The 16,254-nt window shown below is 60.1% G+C and carries 11 protein-coding genes and 1 pseudogene; 5 read left to right on the plus strand and 7 right to left on the minus strand.

Going from position 1 to position 16,254, the window contains the following annotated elements; all coding sequences use genetic code 11:
* Nucleotides 1-181: 181 nt before the first annotated feature.
* From AC1RL4_RS22440 to nadE, 3 genes are all read left to right on the plus strand, one after another.
* Nucleotides 182-1,093, plus strand: a complete 912-nt coding sequence (locus AC1RL4_RS22440; protein ID WP_007939046.1) for a LysR family transcriptional regulator — start codon at nt 182-184, stop codon at nt 1,091-1,093.
* Between the two features lie 271 nt (nt 1,094-1,364).
* On the plus strand, nt 1,365-2,591 hold the full coding sequence (gene pncB / locus AC1RL4_RS22445) for a nicotinate phosphoribosyltransferase (protein WP_019582217.1): 1,227 nt from the start codon (nt 1,365-1,367) through the stop codon (nt 2,589-2,591).
* Nucleotides 2,592-2,595: 4 nt separating this feature from the next.
* A complete protein-coding gene (gene nadE / locus AC1RL4_RS22450) occupies nt 2,596-3,423 on the plus strand; it encodes an NAD(+) synthase (RefSeq protein WP_019582216.1) in 828 nt (275 codons plus the stop codon).
* Nucleotides 3,424-3,496: 73 nt separating this feature from the next.
* Here the strand turns inward: nadE and azu are convergent, their stop codons facing one another.
* On the minus strand, nt 3,497-3,943 hold the full coding sequence (gene azu, locus AC1RL4_RS22455; RefSeq protein ID WP_019582215.1) for an azurin: 447 nt from the start codon (nt 3,941-3,943) through the stop codon (nt 3,497-3,499).
* A 345-nt stretch (nt 3,944-4,288) separates the two neighbouring features.
* Between azu and AC1RL4_RS22460 the strand changes: the two genes are divergently transcribed.
* Together AC1RL4_RS22460 and AC1RL4_RS22465 are read left to right on the plus strand one after the other, a co-directional pair.
* Complete coding sequence (locus AC1RL4_RS22460; protein ID WP_019582214.1) at nt 4,289-4,876, plus strand: cytokinin riboside 5'-monophosphate phosphoribohydrolase; 588 nt, start codon at nt 4,289-4,291, stop codon at nt 4,874-4,876.
* Nucleotides 4,877-4,944: 68 nt separating this feature from the next.
* A complete protein-coding gene (locus AC1RL4_RS22465; protein WP_018928487.1) occupies nt 4,945-5,136 on the plus strand; it encodes a hypothetical protein in 192 nt (63 codons plus the stop codon).
* A gap of 129 nt (nt 5,137-5,265) precedes the next feature.
* Here AC1RL4_RS22465 and AC1RL4_RS22470 read toward each other — a convergent pair whose 3' ends face one another.
* From AC1RL4_RS22470 to AC1RL4_RS22495, 6 genes and pseudogenes are all read right to left on the minus strand, one after another.
* Nucleotides 5,266-6,156, minus strand: a complete 891-nt coding sequence (locus tag AC1RL4_RS22470; RefSeq protein WP_019582213.1) for a transglutaminase family protein — start codon at nt 6,154-6,156, stop codon at nt 5,266-5,268.
* A complete protein-coding gene (locus tag AC1RL4_RS22475; protein WP_019582212.1) occupies nt 6,156-8,642 on the minus strand; it encodes a circularly permuted type 2 ATP-grasp protein in 2,487 nt (828 codons plus the stop codon). Before AC1RL4_RS22475 ends, AC1RL4_RS22470 begins: the two co-directional genes overlap by 1 nt.
* 88 nt (nt 8,643-8,730) lie before the next feature.
* A complete protein-coding gene (locus tag AC1RL4_RS22480; RefSeq protein ID WP_230174539.1) occupies nt 8,731-12,006 on the minus strand; it encodes a transglutaminase family protein in 3,276 nt (1,091 codons plus the stop codon).
* 188 nt (nt 12,007-12,194) lie between these two features.
* Complete coding sequence (locus AC1RL4_RS22485) at nt 12,195-12,644, minus strand: hypothetical protein (RefSeq protein ID WP_019582210.1); 450 nt, start codon at nt 12,642-12,644, stop codon at nt 12,195-12,197.
* Nucleotides 12,641-13,557 (minus strand): annotated as a pseudogene (gene ssp4, locus AC1RL4_RS22490) (Ssp4 family T6SS effector). The gene AC1RL4_RS22485 and the pseudogene ssp4 overlap by 4 nt, the downstream one beginning before the upstream one ends.
* 214 nt (nt 13,558-13,771) lie before the next feature.
* Nucleotides 13,772-16,075: a YgiQ family radical SAM protein gene (locus tag AC1RL4_RS22495; RefSeq protein WP_019582208.1), complete on the minus strand. Its 2,304-nt coding sequence runs from the start codon at nt 16,073-16,075 to the stop codon at nt 13,772-13,774.
* Nucleotides 16,076-16,254 lie beyond the last annotated feature (179 nt).

Raw genomic sequence — 16,254 nt, forward strand, 5'->3', positions numbered from 1 at the left:
ACTCCTCGAGCAGAAACAGAAAACGTGCAGCCGGATTAATTCGACTGATCTGACCTGTATTTTTAGCGCTCCCGAGGTTCTCCAACAAACGACGATTAAGCGAGATATCATTCCGTTTATTCATGCTGTGAATCTGCCGCAACGTAAAGTGCCGGCGGAGCGACAAGAACAAGGAGAACCGATGCTGAATAAACGCTACTTGCCGTCGATCACTGCGCTGCAGTGTTTCGAGGCCGTGACCCGGCATTTGAGCTTCACCCGCGCCGCCGAAGAGCTGAACCTGACCCAGAGCGCCGTGAGCAAACAGGTCGCGCAACTCGAAGAGTTGTTGCAGCACCTGTTGTTCCGCCGGGTGCGCCGACGCCTGCAAATGACCCCCGCTGGCGATTTGTATTTGGTGGAGGTGCGAAAAATCCTCACCCAAGTCGAAATGTCGACCCATTACCTGCGTTCCTACGGCGGAGACACCGAAGTCTTGCGCGTCTCCACGCCTCCGACCTTCGGCGCGCGCTGGCTGGTGCCACGCTTGAAAGGCTGGCGCCTGCGTCATCCGTCTATCCATCTGGACCTGTGCAGCGAACAGGAAGCCGACGACCTGCTGCAAGGTCGCAGCGATCTGGCGTTCTACTTCGGCCAGGGCTCACGGCCCGGCACCGAATGCCTGAAGCTGTTCGGCGAAGAGCTTGTTCCTGTGTGCGCCCCGGGCAGTCTGCCGGACACGCCGTTCACCGATCCGACCCAACTCACCGACCTGGTCCTGCTGCAAAACGCTTCCCGGCCCCAGGCCTGGCACGATTGGTTCGACAGCCAGGGCTACCACACCGAACACAGCTACCACGGCCCGCGTTTCGAAACGTTCTACATGTGCATCCGCGCCGCCCAAGTCGGCTGTGGTGTAGCGCTGCTACCGAAGTTTCTGGTGGAAGAGGAATTGGCCGACGGCAAACTGGTCATTCCCTGGCAGCATGCAATGCCCAGCACCGACGCCTATTACCTGGCGTATCCGGAGCATTCGGCGGAAGTGCCCAAGGTGCGGGATTTTGTGAAGTGGATGCTGGAGCAGATGGACAATCCGAATACACCGCAAAGTTGAAATATCATGCAAAACTCTGTGGCGAGGGGGCTTGCCCCCGTTGGGTCGCGTAGCGACCCCAAAACCTGCAATCGCGGTCCCTCAGACAGATCATGCATGCGGAATTTACGACTGCTGCGCAGCCGAACGGGGGCAAGCCCCCTCGCCACAGAGATCTCTAGCGTCTAAAAAATTGCTGGCAATCCTCACCGCTGATATGCGCCACTAGCCCCATTCATTGAAACAGCTGCAACGTCGCTGCCACGGGCTGCGACCCGCCTGGAGACCCGTTATGAGCGAGAGTGTGTTTGCCGATCGCATCGTGCAGAACCTGCTCGACACCGACTTCTACAAACTGACGATGATGCAGGCGGTGCTGCACAACTACCCTAACGTGGAAGTCGAATGGGAGTTTCGTTGCCGTAACAGCGAGGATCTGCGCCCGTACCTGGCGGAGATCCGTTTCCAGATCGAGCGCCTGGCCGAGTTGAGCCTGAGTGCCGATCAGTTGAGCTTCCTGGAGCGCATCAGCTTCCTGAAACCGGATTTCCTGCGCTTTCTCGGTCTGTTCCGTTTCAATCTGCGCTATATCCACACCGGCATTGAAAACGGCGAGTTGTTCATCCGCCTGCGCGGGCCGTGGCTGCACGTGATTCTGTTCGAAGTGCCGTTGCTGGCCATGGTCAGCGAAGTGCGCAACCGCTATCGCTACCGGGAAATCGTCCTGGAACAGGCCCGTGAGCAGCTCTATCGCAAGTTCGACTGGCTGACCGCCAACGCCAGCAGCGATGAATTGTCCGAGTTGCAGGTAGCCGATTTCGGCACTCGCCGGCGCTTCTCGTACCGTGTGCAGGAAGAAGTGGTGAACGTGCTCAAGCACGACTTCCCCGGTCGTTTCGTCGGCACCAGCAACGTGCACCTGTCCCGCGAGCTGGATATGAAGCCGTTGGGCACCATGGCCCACGAATGGATCATGGCCCACCAGCAACTCGGCCCACGGCTGATCGACAGCCAGATCGCCGCCCTCGACTGCTGGGTCCGCGAGTACCGTGGCCTGTTGGGGATCGCCCTGACCGACTGCATCACTTCCGATGCGTTTCTCGGCGATTTCGACCTGTTCTTTGCCAAGCTCTTCGACGGCTTGCGTCACGACTCCGGTGACCCGGTGCTCTGGGCGGAAAAGGCCATCGCCCACTACCACAAGCTGGGCATCGACCCGATGAGCAAGACCCTGGTGTTTTCCGACAGCCTGACGTTGCCCAAATCTCTGGAGATTTTTCGGGCGTTACGTGGTCGGATCAATGTCAGTTTCGGCATCGGCACTAACCTGACCTGCGATATTCCGGGTGTCGAACCGATGAGCATCGTGCTTAAAATGACTGCATGCAACGGCCAACCGGTGGCCAAGATTTCTGATGAGCCTGGCAAGACTCACTGCAAAGACCCGAATTTCGTCGCCTATTTGCGACACGTTTTCCAAGTACCTGCCACCCTTTCCAGTACATCAAGCAAGGAGTGAATTCATGCAAGCCGTACAGCGTGAGATTGCTGAACAGCTCAAGGTCCAACCGCCGTTCGTGGATCAACTCGCCCTTGAGGCTGAAGTCGCCCGGCGAATCACCTTCATTCAGGATTGCCTGGTCAATTCCGGGCTCAAGGCCCTGGTGCTCGGTATCAGCGGCGGCGTCGATTCCCTGACCGCCGGCCTATTGGCCCAACGCGCCATCCGTGAACTGCGTGAGCGTACCGGTGATAACAGCTACAAGTTCATCGCCGTGCGCCTGCCGTACCAGACGCAGTTCGATGAACACGATGCCCAGGCCTCGGTGGACTTCATCGCACCGGACGAACGCCACACGGTGAACATCGGCCCGGCAGTCAAATCCCTGGCCGGCGAAGTGGCAGCCTTCGAAGGCAAAGAAGCCGTCTGGGTGGATTTCGTATTGGGCAATACCAAGGCGCGGATGCGCATGGTCGCGCAATACACCATCGCCGGTGCGGCTCATGGCCTGGTGATCGGCACCGACCACGCGGCAGAAGCCGTGATGGGTTTCTTCACCAAGTTCGGTGACGGCGCCTGCGACCTCGCACCGCTGAGCGGCCTGGTGAAAAATCAGGTCCGGGCGATTGCCCGCAGCTTCGGCGCGCCGGAGTCGCTGGTGGAGAAAATCCCGACCGCCGACCTCGAAGACCTGTCGCCGGGCAAACCGGACGAAGCGTCCCACGGCGTGACCTACGCCGAGATCGACGCCTTCCTGCACGGCGAACCGGTGCGCGAGGAAGCGTTCAAGATCATTTGTGATACGTATAAGAAGACTCATCACAAGCGTGTGATGCCGTTCGCGCCTTGATTCTGCCCCCCTGTAGAAATGAGCACAAAAAAAAGCGTCCCAAGTGGACGCTTTTTTTATGCGCTTGAATCGATTACTTCAGTGTAACCGTGCCTTTCATCATCGAGATGTGGCCCGGGAACGAGCAGAAGAAGCCGTATTTTTCGGCTGCATTGAGCTTCGACACATCGAATGTCACAGAATCCTTTTCACCAGCGCCGATGACTTTGGTGTGAGCGATGACGCGGGCATCACCTTCTTTCAGGTAATTTTTGTCGATGCCAGCCGACAGGCCGTCGGTGGCGATCGGCTGCATGTCAGCCTCTTTGCTGATCACCAGGTTATGGCCCATGACGTTTTTCGGCAGGCTGCCGGAGTGGGTCAGTTCAACGGTGAAGGTCTTGCAGCTTTTGTCGATTTCAATGGCCTTGGTGTTGAAGGACATCTGATCGGTGGAGTCGATGGTCGTTTTGCACTCGGCAGCCATCAATTGGCTGCTGGCCAGTGTCAGCAGGGATACCGCAACAAGTTTGGCAAACATGGTGAATCTCCAAGGCAGGGTTAACAAAAGTGCGAATGGACAGAAGACTGCCTGAAATCTTCGCAAGTTCCTATGACCTGAATCAAAAATTGTATACAACTTTCGGGCTATGACACCCATCGAAACAATCTACCAGCCAGACGTCTGGGACGGCCCTATCATCAGGGCCATCATTACTCACCTGGAGCGCCTGTCATGTCTTTCAGCAGCTTGTTGAGCAGTTTGTTGGCCGCCTACGCCTGTGGCGCCAGTGGCACTTACGAAACACCTGAACGCGCGGTTTAACCCTTGGAACGATGCGAGCCTGCCTTTACTCTGTGGTCCTGATTGACCATGGAGCAAGGCATGTCTTTAACGTCCGTTTGTGTATTTTGCGGTGCCAGCACCGGCACCAATCCGGCTTATCGTGAAGCGGCTATCGCCCTGGGGCGAGCATTGGCCGAGCGCAAGCTGACCCTGGTTTATGGCGGCGGCGCTGTCGGGCTGATGGGAATTGTGGCTGATGCCGCACTGGCGGCCGGTGGCGAAGTGATCGGGATCATTCCGCAGAGCCTCAAGGACAAGGAAATCGGCCACAGCGGCCTGACCCGCCTGGAAGTGGTCGACGGCATGCATGCGCGCAAGGCGCGAATGGCCGAGCTCAGCGATGCCTTCATTGCCCTGCCCGGCGGTCTGGGCACGCTGGAAGAGCTGTTCGAAGTCTGGACCTGGGGCCAGCTCGGTTATCACGGCAAACCGCTGGGTTTGCTGGAAGTGAACGGTTTCTACAGCAAGTTGACGTCTTTTCTCGATCATATCGTCGGCGAAGGCTTCGTTCGCGGGCAGCACCGTGACATGCTGCAAATGAGCGAATCACCGCAAACCCTGCTCGATGCACTGGACGCCTGGCAACCCTCGGTACCGCCAAAATGGACCGAGCAAAAACCCAGCTAACGGCTCGGTGCCGATACAGGGCAGAATATGCGCCGCTCAACCTCACCTTCGACCCCAGAGGATCGCCCATGGCTAAACCTAATTATTCCTTCGCCAAACGTCAGAGAGACTTGGCCAAGGAGCAGAAGAAAGAGGAAAAGCTTCAGCGCAAGAAAGCTACAGCTGAAGAAGAAGCAGCAGCACTGAACCCGGATGCAGAAGGTGAAGTGGCGGCAGAAGATGATGTTGAAGCACCGAAAGATCAGGCGCCCGACGCCTGAGACCCTCAGGGCCCGATGATCTGATCAGGCCCACCGGATCTGTGTCCAGGGTCAGCAACGATGTTGCTGGCCCTCACAGGCCAATTTGAAACCCTCCTCCAAAAAACACATTCCCGCATGGGGTCTGCGCTATTCCAATGGCATCACTGTCACCCGAACTTCGGGATCATGGCTGCCACCGCCCAGAATCACCCCGCGCAACGGCGACACATCGGAAAAGTCCCGGCCCCAGGCCAGGGTGATGTGCTCCAGCGCCGGTTGCACATTGTTGGTCGGGTCAAAATCCACCCAACCCAACACCGGGCAAAACACCGATACCCATGCATGCGATGCATCGGCGCCGATCAGCCTTGGCTGGCCCGGTGGGGGCTGTGTCAGCAGATAGCCACTGATGTACCGCGCCGCCAACCCACGGGAGCGCAGGCAAGCGAGCATCAAATGCGCGAAGTCCTGGCAAACCCCACGACGCCTCTCCAGCACTTCCACCAACGGCGTCGCCACTTGGGTCGCCTCGGCGTCGAAGGTGAACTCGCTGAAGATCTTCTCCATCAACGCTTGAACACCCAGCAGCAATGGCCGGCCAGCAGGAAAGCAACTTTCGGAGAACTCGACGAAACTGCGTTTCAAATGCACGTAGGGCGATTCGAAGCGGTAACGGCAGGCTTCCAGCAACGCAGGCGAGAGTGGCTGACCGCTGTAGGTCAGCGCGTTGCAGGTCGCTTCCCAGGCCGGCGATTGATTGAAGTCCAGCGACGGACGTTCCAGCACTTCGACGGTGAGCCGAGCGTTGACCAGCAATTCATCGTGGGGGCGCTCGAACGCCAACCGGGTCAGCGGATTGCCGAACACATCCAGCTCATCCCTGCGTGAAGTCGGCTGGGGACTGATCTGCAACTGCTGCTCGGTGCAGCGCTGCCAGGCACAGGCCCGCGGCCACAGATGTGCCAGTTGCTGGGCCAGGGACACCGGGCTGTCGTAGTGATAATGGGTGTCGTGGAAGATCTGGTAATGGGCACTCATCAGACGGACACCGTGCGCTGGCTGACATCATCGACATGGGCGAAATGGCGCAAGGCCAGGCGATCCGACACCTGTCCGCTGGCATCGGCAATCTCTTGCAGCAGATCCGCCAGCCCCTCTACGGCGGCGTGAACACTGGCCTCGCCGAACAGCGAGTTCTCCAGGCAGCCCAGATCGAAGTGCACCAGCCGCTCCACCAACTGCAGCAGACCCGTTTCGCGTGGCGCGCCGAAGTCGTCGTTCAAGCGCTTCAACGTACGGGTCACCAGTTTCAACTGGAACAGCACCGCGTGCGGGTTCTGCTCGTCGAGCAGCAACAGGTCGAGCACCGGGATCAATTGCGCCACCGCCAAGTATCGCGAACGGTAGGTGATGCTGCTGTTGCCCAGCTCCAGCAGCCATTCCAGCCCGGCCTGATCGAAAGCCCCGGCACCGCGCAAAAACGCCGCCAGACTGCCGCTGAGAAATTGCAGCCGTTCGATCCGCCGACCGATCATCAGGAACCGCCAGCCCTCATCCCGGGTCATGTCGTCGAGAGCAAAACCGGACAGCGCCGCCAGCGACATCACCAATCGGTTGAGGAAATCCAGCAACTCGCCGAAATCCGGCTCTTCGGTTTCCAGCTCCATGGCCTCGCGCTGCAACTCCACCAGCGCTTGCCAGTTCTCTCGCGAGAGCTTGCCGCGTACTTGCGACGCCGCCCACTGCAAACGCTGCAGATTGGAGCGCAGGCTGAACGGCCAATCATCGCCGAGCAGCGCCGCCAGCAATCGTTCCGGCAACTCACCCTCCTCCGGCAACAGATTCAGGCGTTCACCGAGATCGACCGCCGCCTCCAGGGCTTGCGGGTCATCGCCATCGACATAGCGCGCGAGCATGACCCGCAGCAGCCGCGCGCTGTCATCGCAGCGCTCGCAATAACGGCCAAACCAGAACAGGTTCTCGACCACCCGCGATGGCAGATACGGATCACGACGTACCAGATCGTGAACGCCAATGTTGCGCTGGGCTTTCCATTGTTCGCCGCTGGGCGGGCGGTCGCCCAACACCCAGGTGTCTTTGCTCGCGCCGCCGCGTTGCATCGACACCGCTTCGGCATCGGCCTCGGCGGCAACCCGGGTCAGGCCACCGGGCAGCACTCGATAACCCTCCCGACTGGCCACCGCATACACGCGCATGCCGATGGCTCGCGGTTGCAACTGTCCGCCTTCGGCCTGCCAGATCGGCGCCTGGGACAGTTGCGCCAATTCTTGCGCAACATAGGCGTAAGGCCGTGCCTGCATGCGCTCGGCCAGAGCCTGGCGCTGTTTTTCACTCAAATCACGCCCAAACACCGGTGCAAAACTCTGCGACGGAAACGCCGGCTTGATCAACAGTTCCGGCAGTTTTTCCAGGGCCTGGGCCAGCACCGGCGCTTCGCCGCACCACCAAGTTGCGATGGACGGCAGGATCAACTCTTCGCCGAACAGGAATTGATTGATTTTCGGCAGGAAGCCCAGCAAACCCGGCGACTCCAGCACACCGCTGCCGAGGGCGTTGGCCACCAGCACCCGGCCCTGACGCACCGCTTCGAGCAGCCCTGGCACGCCAAGTGCCGAGTCGGTGCGCAGCTCCAGCGGGTCGCAGAAATCATCGTCGAGCCGACGCATGATCGCGTGAACCCGGCGCAACCCGCTCAAGGTTTTCAGATAGACCGTGGCATCGCGGACGGTCAGATCGCCGCCTTCCACCAGCGGATACCCGAGCTGACGAGCCAGGTACAAGTGCTCGAAATAGCTTTCGTTGAAACGCCCCGGTGTCAGCAGGACCACCAGTGGCGCTTCATCATCGCTCGGCGCCTGCCGGGCGAGTGTTTCCTGAAGTGTGCGGAAGAACCCGGCCAGGTGCCGCACCTTCAAGTCGCGGTACAACTCGGGGAAGGCTCGGGACACGATGGTGCGGTTTTCCAGGGCGTAACCGGCACCGGATGGCGCTTGAGTGCGGTCGGCGGTCACCCACCAGCGACCGTCAGGCGTGCGCGCCAAATCCACGGCATACAGATGCAGAAAAGCCCCGTCGGGCGGTGCGATGCCCTGGCAAGGCCAGAGGAAGTTGTTATGACCGAACACCAGTTCAGCCGGCAGCAGGCCTTCGGCGATCAAGCGTTGAGGACCGTACAGGTCCGCCAGCACAGCATTGAGCAAACGCGCCCGTTGAGCGATCCCGGCCGAAAGCTGCTGCCACTCATCGGCTGCAATCACATGAGGCAACAAATCCAGCTCCCATGGCCGATCAGCGCCCTTGGGGTCGGCGTAGACGTTGTAGGTCACGCCGTTTTCCTGAATCTGCCGGGTCAGCAGCGCCTGACGCTGCACCAGTTGCGCTGGCGTGCTGCGTTGCAATTGATCGAACAGCCGCCGCCAGTGCGGGCGCACGGCGCCGCTGTTGTCGAGCAGTTCGTGATAGGTGCCCGCAGTCAACGGGTAGCGGTCAAGCAGGTCAGGCATGGAAAGCTCGGCAGACAGCAAAGAACGGTCAGACTAACGCAGGCTCATGACGCCCGGATAGACGAAAAATCCGAGCGTCGCGTACGGTTTAAAAGCGTCGCAAATCGAGCGTCATCGGCAGCTCGTCGTTGATTTCCAGTTTCGGTACAGGAAGTTTCCCCGGCGTGTGTCCGATGCGGAAGAAACGCGCCATCCGCCGGCTCTCGGCTTCATTGGCGTTCACCGGCAGGCTGTCGTAGTTGCGCCCGCCCGGATGGGCGACGTGGTACTGACAACCACCCAGCGAACGCCCCATCCAGGTGTCGAGCAAGTCGAACACCAGCGGTGCGTGGACCGGGATAGTCGGTTGCAGACAGTTGTACGGTTGCCAGGCACGGAAACGTACACCGGCGACGAACTCGCCGACCCGACCGGTAGGTTGCAACGGCACCGGGATGCCATTGCAGGTCAGCAGATAACGTTGCGGCGGCAACCCCGTCAGCTTGACCTGCAAACGTTCCAGGGACGAATCCACATAACGCACCGTACCGCCCGCGCTGCCCTCCTCGCCCAACACATGCCAGGGCTCCAGCGCCTGACGCAATTCCAGTTCGATGCCGCTGACGGCGTAGTCGCCGACCTTGGGAAAACGGAACTCCAGATGCGCCGCGAACCACTCGGCCCGCACCGGATAACCGGCGGCATTCAGGTCGACGATCACATCGGCGAAATCTTGCTCGATAAAGTGCGGCAGCAGGAACCGGTCGTGCAGTTCGGTGCCCCAACGCGCGAGTTTCGGCGGCGCATAAGGCTCGCGCCAGAACCGCGCCACCAGCGCCCGCAACAACAACTGCTGAGCCAGGCTCATGCGCGCATGGGGCGGCATTTCAAAGGCTCGCAGTTCCAGCAAGCCAAGGCGTCCGGTGGCGCCGTCCGGTGAATAGAGTTTGTCGATACAGAACTCGGCGCGGTGGGTGTTGCCGGTCACGTCGATCAGCAAATTGCGCAACAAGCGATCCACCAGCCATGGCGGGCATTCTTCGCCCGGCTTCGGCATCTGGGCGAAGGCGATTTCCAGTTCATACAGCGAATCGTTGCGCGCTTCGTCCACCCGCGGTGCCTGGGATGTCGGGCCGATGAACAGCCCGGAAAACAGGTAGGACAAGGACGGGTGGTTATGCCAGTAGCTGATCAGGCTGCGCAGCAGGTCCGGACGGCGCAGAAACGGCGAGTCAGCCGGGGTCGCGCCACCCAGGACGAAATGGTTACCGCCGCCGGTGCCGGTGTGTCGGCCGTCGATCATGAATTTCTCGGTGGTCAGCCGAGTCTGGCGCGCCTCTTCGTAAAGAAACTCGGTACGTTCCACCAACTCGTCCCAGGTAGCGGACGGCTGGACGTTGACCTCAATCACGCCCGGATCCGGGGTAATTCGAAAGTTGCTCAGGCGCGGATCGCTCGGCGGTTCATAGCCTTCCAGCAATACCGGGCAATGCAGTTCCTCGGCGGTGGCTTCGATGGCGGCGACCAGTTCCAGGTAGTCCTCGACCCGCTCCAGTGGCGGCATGAACAGGTACAACCGACCTTCACGTGCTTCGGCGCAGAACGCGGTGCGGGTCAGCCAGTCGGCGGACTGGTCGATCTCGGGCACACGTTCGTCGGCCGTTTTCGGTTGAGCGTGATTCTGTAGTTGGTCGGTGTCCGGCAGCTCCGGGAAATCCTGATTCGGGTCCGTGGGGTGAATGAACGGGTACTCCGCGGCTTTCACCCAAGGCTGCGAACCGAGCGGCAAACGATACCCCAGTGGCGAATCCCCCGGCACCAACCGGCAGTGTTCCTCGCGCAGGTACCAGCGACCGCTCTGCCATTGATCGCCCTTGGCGGTGCGCGCCAGCGGCAGGACCTGACCGATGACCTTGTCCAGGCCTTGGCTGAAGACTTTGCGCAGGCGCGCACGCTCCAGAGGTTCTTCCAGGCGTGAGTCTTCGGCGCTGACGTTCTGCGGTAAAGCGCCTTCGCGCCAGAGGTAATAGAAATTGTCTTCGTAGGTAGGGAACACGAAGCGTGTCGGAATCTTCAAGCGTTCGGCGACACTCGCCAGGAAACGCCCGGCCAATTCGCCATCGGCGCCGTAGTCTTCCTGCTCGTCGGCGATCAGCGCGCTGTTGTGCCAGATCGGCACGCCATCGCGGCGCCAATAGCAGTTCAGCGACCAGCGCGGCAGTTGCTCGCCGGGGTACCACTTGCCCTGACCGAAATGCACCAGGCCCTTGGGCGCGTAATGCTTGCGCATGCGCTGGAACAGTTCGGCTGACAGCCGACGCTTGTCTGGCCCGAGCGCGGCGGTGTTCCACTCGGCGCCGTCCGGGTCATCGATGGAAACGAACGTCGGCTCGCCGCCCATGGTCAGGCGCACGTCACCTTCGAGCAAATCAGCATCGATCTGCCGGCCCAATGCCTGAATCGCCAGCCATTGGTCTTCGGTGTAGGGTTTGGTAACCCTTGGCGCTTCCCAAATCCGCTCGACCGACATTTCGTGGGTGAATTCGCACTCGCACGGTTCCACCAAACCACTGATCGGTGCCGCAGAGGATGGGTCGGGGCTGCACGCCAACGGAATGTGTCCTTCACCGGCAAACAACCCTGAGGTTGCGTCCAGGCCGATCCAGCCGGCACCGGGCAAATAGACTTCGCACCAGGCATGCAGGTCAGTGAAATCCACTTCGGTGCCCGAGGGACCGTCGAGGCTTTTGACGTCGGCGGTCAGCTGGATCAGATAACCGGAGACGAATCGCGCCGCCAGGCCGAGGTTGCGCAGCAATTGCACCAGCAACCACGCCGAGTCGCGGCAGGAGCCGGAGGCCTGTTCGAGGGTGTATTCCGGAGTCTGTACGCCAGGCTCCATGCGAATCAGGTAACCGATGTCTTCGCTCAGGCGCTGGTTGATCGCGACGAGGAAATCCACGCTGGGCAGCGGCGTGCGGTCGATGCCGTCCAGATAGGCCTTGAATGTCGGCGTCAGCGGCAAGGTTTCCAGGTACGGCGCCAGTTCTTTGCGCTCATCCGCTGCATAGGCGAAAGGGATCTTCTCGGCGTAGGGCTCGAGGAAGAAGTCGAAGGGATTGAAGACTGCCATCTCGGCCAGCAGGTCGACTTCGATCCTCAGTTCATCGGTTTTCTCCGGGAACACCAACCGCGCCAGGTAATTGCCCTGAGGGTCTTGCTGCCAGTTGATGAAATGCTGCTCGGGCGAGACTTTCAGCGCATAGGACAGTATCCGCGTGCGACTGTGGGCAGCCGGGCGCAAGCGAACGATCTGCGGACCGAGCTCGACGGCGCGGTCGTAGCGGTAATGCGTGACGTGATGCAATGCGACATGAATCGACACGGCGGCCTCCTGCGAGCCAGGGCATAGACACAAAGCGCGCAAGACTTATGCCAGAGCGGCGGTCATTGCGCTTTATCAACAGACCCGGTGCAGTACAGCACCAAAACGGCGCCGTGGCCGCGGTTATGGTGCGAGAGTTGCACATATTTGTGGCGCACGTGTGAAGGGCGGGGCCCGAATCTACCCAACTAACGGGCTTTGTGCTTTGCAATAACAGCTTGGCGCAAGTGACGTACTTCAAGCAGCTTCTGGCGCATCTCGCGGTGACGCTTGCTGTTGAGCAGCAATAGCGCCAGCAATGGGAACAACAACGTCACAGCATAAGTCAGGGGATGCACCTCATATGCAATGGTGGGCAATACCCCAAGAAAACAAAGGGCCAGAAGCACAACCAGAGGCCGCACCCAATGCGGACGACCGCGCGCGACCATGAAATGGCAGTGCACGACAATGAGGGTCAGCGCGATCCCCCCGAAAAACGAGTACTTGGTGTTGTCAGCCAACGGAAGGCTTCGAAAATAGCTTTCGAAAAACAAAGGCACCGCAAAGACCAGAGTAAAAATTGACGCGAATATTGCCCCCATGAAGACCGGGAAATACTTCGATAGAAAATTGCGAATGCTGGGCAGCTCATTCATTGCTCAGCCTCCTCGTACAGACCTACGGCAATGGTGCGGACATTCCCCGAAATTGCACTGCCGGTAAAACCGATAGCGGCGCCCAAGGCGTCTTTTATCTGAGTGACCGTTGCATTCTTGACCTCGGTGGGTGTGAAACGCTTGGGCAATTCGCCCGACAACTGCTTCAACTTGATCATCTTCGACGTCAAGCGCGGGTCGTTGATGCTCAATAGTTCTTTGGTCAGTTTGGCACGTGTCGATTCAGCCCCCTGAGCACTTCCCTGACACTTTTCCCGGTCGTGGCCTTATTCAGCCTGACCAGTTTGAGCGTTGTCAGCGTGGATGCGCCTACCCCGACCAAGGACGCAGCATCCAGCGCAATCATGGTGTACTGGTACCACTCTTCGCTGTCGAGCTCATCGTTACGGGCGGGGTTGACGATCTCATTGCGGGTCCGATAGCCGCTGGCAAAACACTGCACTGAGCTGGCAGCCGCAGCGGTATAACCGAGCGCAGCGACCACCGTACTTGCCCCTGCCGAAAACGGAATAGCCACGGAACCACTGAGCACTACGATCCAGCCGATCACTGCACCCGCGCACGATAAGCTGGTGTTGACTGCCTCACCAACCAGGCGCGATTCGCGCGGATTGTCCTGCACCTGCTGGGCGAATTGCGCAGGCGCAATGTACTTCTGCGCCTCGCGCAAAATGATCCGCTTGGGCTTGATGCTGCAAATCGGCTTGAACTCGCGCAGGGTCACTACGTTGAACTCAGCGTCAATGTACACCACGCCCGCGCCGACGATTCCGGGGTCGGCGTCAATGGCGGCGAACAGGCGTGGCAGGTTGATCTGGCTTTCGATGCGTTGGCGGGCCATGAACTGGGAGGGGCTGTAATCCATGCCGATGCCCGGTAAGGGGTTGCTCATGTGAATCGTCCTTGAGAATCGGGGGTGAGATCTTTATTGCCCGTGCCGCCGTCATCGCGGGCGAGCCCGGCTCCCACAGGATTGGGCGTTATACAGGGAAATCGGTTGTCCGGGCAGCCGTTGAAGTGCGCGCCACCTTAGCAAACAGGCCGCACACTCGCTAGAAAACAAAACGCCAGCACTAAGGCTGGCGTTTTGCGATATGGCGCGGAGATTAACGCGGCACGACCGGCTTGCGCGCAGGCTTCGGCCCCTTGCCTTTGGCCGCGTCCTTACGCTCCTTGGCAGCCTGCTGGTTGCGGGCGAATGCCGCCGCCTTGGCCTGTTCACGCTTGTCCCACGGGTTACCGCCATCGCTGGCACGCGGTGGCAGGCCGGTGTGCTGGGTCAGGATCTTGGTGGTCGTTTCCTTGGCCACTTTGTGGCTGCCAGCCGGCGTCGAGTTCTTGCGACGGGCGCTCTGGTAGCTGTCGGTCGCTGGCTGATGCAACGGGATCAACTGGTTCTTGCCCGGCCCGATCAGGTCGGCGCGGCCCATGCGGGTCAGCGCTTCACGCAGCATCGGCCAGCCTTTCGGGTCGTGATAACGCAAGAACGCTTTGTGCAGGCGACGCTGCTCTTCGCTCTTGACGATGGTCACGCCGTCGCTCTTGTAAGTGACCTTGCGCAGCGGGTTCTTGCCCGAGTGGTACATCGCGGTGGCGGTGGCCATCGGCGACGGGTAGAACGCCTGCACCTGGTCGGCACGGAAACCGTTGCCCTTGAGCCACAGGGCCAGGTTCATCATGTCTTCGTCGGTGGTGCCCGGGTGAGCGGCGATGAAGTACGGAATCAGGTACTGCTCTTTCCCGGCTTCCTTGGTGTACTTCTCGAACATGCGCTTGAACTTGTCATAGCTGCCGATGCCCGGTTTCATCATCTGGTTGAGCGGACCTTCCTCGGTGTGTTCCGGGGCGATCTTCAGGTAACCACCGACGTGGTGGGTCACCAGCTCCTTGACGTACTCCGGCGACTCGACCGCAAGGTCGTAGCGCAGGCCGGAGGCGATCAGGATCTTCTTCACACCCGGCAAGGCCCGGGCGCTGCGATAGAGCTGGATCAGCGACGAGTGATCGGTGTTGAGGTTCGGGCAAATGCCAGGGAACACGCATGAAGGCTTGCGGCACGCGGATTCGATTTCCGGGGTCTTGCAGGCGATGCGGTACATGTTCGCGGTCGGGCCGCCGAGGTCGGAAATGACGCCGGTGAAGCCCGGTACCTTGTCGCGGATCTCTTCGATTTCGCGAATAATCGACTCTTCGGAACGGTTCTGGATGATCCGGCCTTCGTGCTCGGTGATCGAGCAGAAGGTGCAGCCGCCGAAGCAGCCACGCATGATGTTCACCGAGAAACGGATCATCTCGTAGGCCGGGATCTTTTCCTTGCCGTACGCCGGGTGCGGAACGCGCGCGTAAGGCATGCCGAACACGTAGTCCATTTCTTCGGTGGTCATCGGAATCGGCGGCGGGTTGAACCAGACGTCTACCTCGCCATGCTTTTGCACCAACGCACGGGCGTTGCCCGGGTTGGTTTCCAGGTGCAGCACGCGGTTGGCGTGAGCGTAAAGCACCGCATCGCCACGGACTTTTTCAACCGACGGCAAACGAATCACGGTCTTGTCGCGGGTCATTTTCGGGCTGGCCAGGATCTGCACGACTTTGGCTTCTTCCGGGTCTTCGACCGGTCCCTTTTCCTGCTCAATGGCGCAGGCCGCGGTGTCTTGCGTGTTGACGTACGGGTTGATGATCTTGTCGATCTTGCCCGGACGGTCGATACGCGTGGAGTCGACTTCGTACCAGCCTTGCGGCGTATCACGGCGAATGAACGCGGTGCCGCGCACATCGGTGATGTCTTCGATCTTGTGACCATAGGACAGGCGCTGGGCGACTTCGACGATCGCACGCTCGGCGTTGCCGTAGAGCAGGATGTCGGCGCAGGCGTCGATCAGGATCGAGTTACGCACCCGATCCTGCCAGTAATCGTAGTGGGCGATGCGGCGCAGGGAGGCTTCGATACCGCCGAGCACAATCGGCACGTGCTTGTAGGCTTCCTTGCAGCGCTGGCTGTAAACCAGGCTCGCGCGGTCCGGACGTTTGCCCGCCAGGCCACCGGGGGTGTAGGCGTCGTCGGAACGGATTTTCTTGTCGGCGGTGTAGCGGTTGATCATCGAGTCCATGTTGCCGGCCGCGACACCGAAAAACAGGTTCGGCTCGCCAAGTTTCATGAAGTCGTCTTTGGACTGCCAGTTCGGCTGCGCAATGATCCCGACGCGGAAGCCCTGGGCCTCCAGCAGCCGGCCGATGATCGCCATGCCGAACGACGGATGGTCGACGTAGGCATCACCGGTGACGATGATGATGTCGCAGGAATCCCAGCCGAGCTGATCCATCTCCTCCCTGCTCATCGGCAGGAATGGCGCTGGCCCGAAACATTCGGCCCAGTACTTGGGATAGTCAAATAACGGCTTGGCTGCTTGCATGTCGATAACCGGTGTTGGCTTTCATTGAATTTCGCGGGCGCGGAATATAGCACAAATTTTGACCAATTCCGACGGCTATGGTCGGAAATTGGTGGCGCGCCCTTCGCGGGCAAGCCTCGCTCCTTGTATGTTGGCCGAACACCCGGCGAGAGCAGCTAAGCTCCTCGGTGTTGTCTCAA

Source organism: Pseudomonas sp. GW822-FHT07A10, from assembly GCF_058798795.1.

Excerpts from the sequence above, each read along its gene's own strand:
- azu (WP_019582215.1), bottom strand. The coding sequence starts at position 3,943 with ATGTTTGCCAAACTTGTTGCGGTATCCCTGCTGACACTGGCCAGCAGC.
- AC1RL4_RS22460 (WP_019582214.1), top strand. The coding sequence starts at position 4,289 with ATGTCTTTAACGTCCGTTTGTGTATTTTGCGGTGCCAGCACCGGCACC.
- nadE (WP_019582216.1), top strand. The coding sequence starts at position 2,596 with ATGCAAGCCGTACAGCGTGAGATTGCTGAACAGCTCAAGGTCCAACCG.
- AC1RL4_RS22465 (WP_018928487.1), top strand. The coding sequence starts at position 4,945 with ATGGCTAAACCTAATTATTCCTTCGCCAAACGTCAGAGAGACTTGGCC.
- AC1RL4_RS22475 (WP_019582212.1), bottom strand. The coding sequence starts at position 8,642 with ATGCCTGACCTGCTTGACCGCTACCCGTTGACTGCGGGCACCTATCAC.
- pncB (WP_019582217.1), top strand. The coding sequence starts at position 1,365 with ATGAGCGAGAGTGTGTTTGCCGATCGCATCGTGCAGAACCTGCTCGAC.
- AC1RL4_RS22440 (WP_007939046.1), top strand. The coding sequence starts at position 182 with ATGCTGAATAAACGCTACTTGCCGTCGATCACTGCGCTGCAGTGTTTC.
- AC1RL4_RS22485 (WP_019582210.1), bottom strand. The coding sequence starts at position 12,644 with ATGAATGAGCTGCCCAGCATTCGCAATTTTCTATCGAAGTATTTCCCG.
- AC1RL4_RS22495 (WP_019582208.1), bottom strand. The coding sequence starts at position 16,075 with ATGCAAGCAGCCAAGCCGTTATTTGACTATCCCAAGTACTGGGCCGAA.
- AC1RL4_RS22470 (WP_019582213.1), bottom strand. The coding sequence starts at position 6,156 with ATGAGTGCCCATTACCAGATCTTCCACGACACCCATTATCACTACGAC.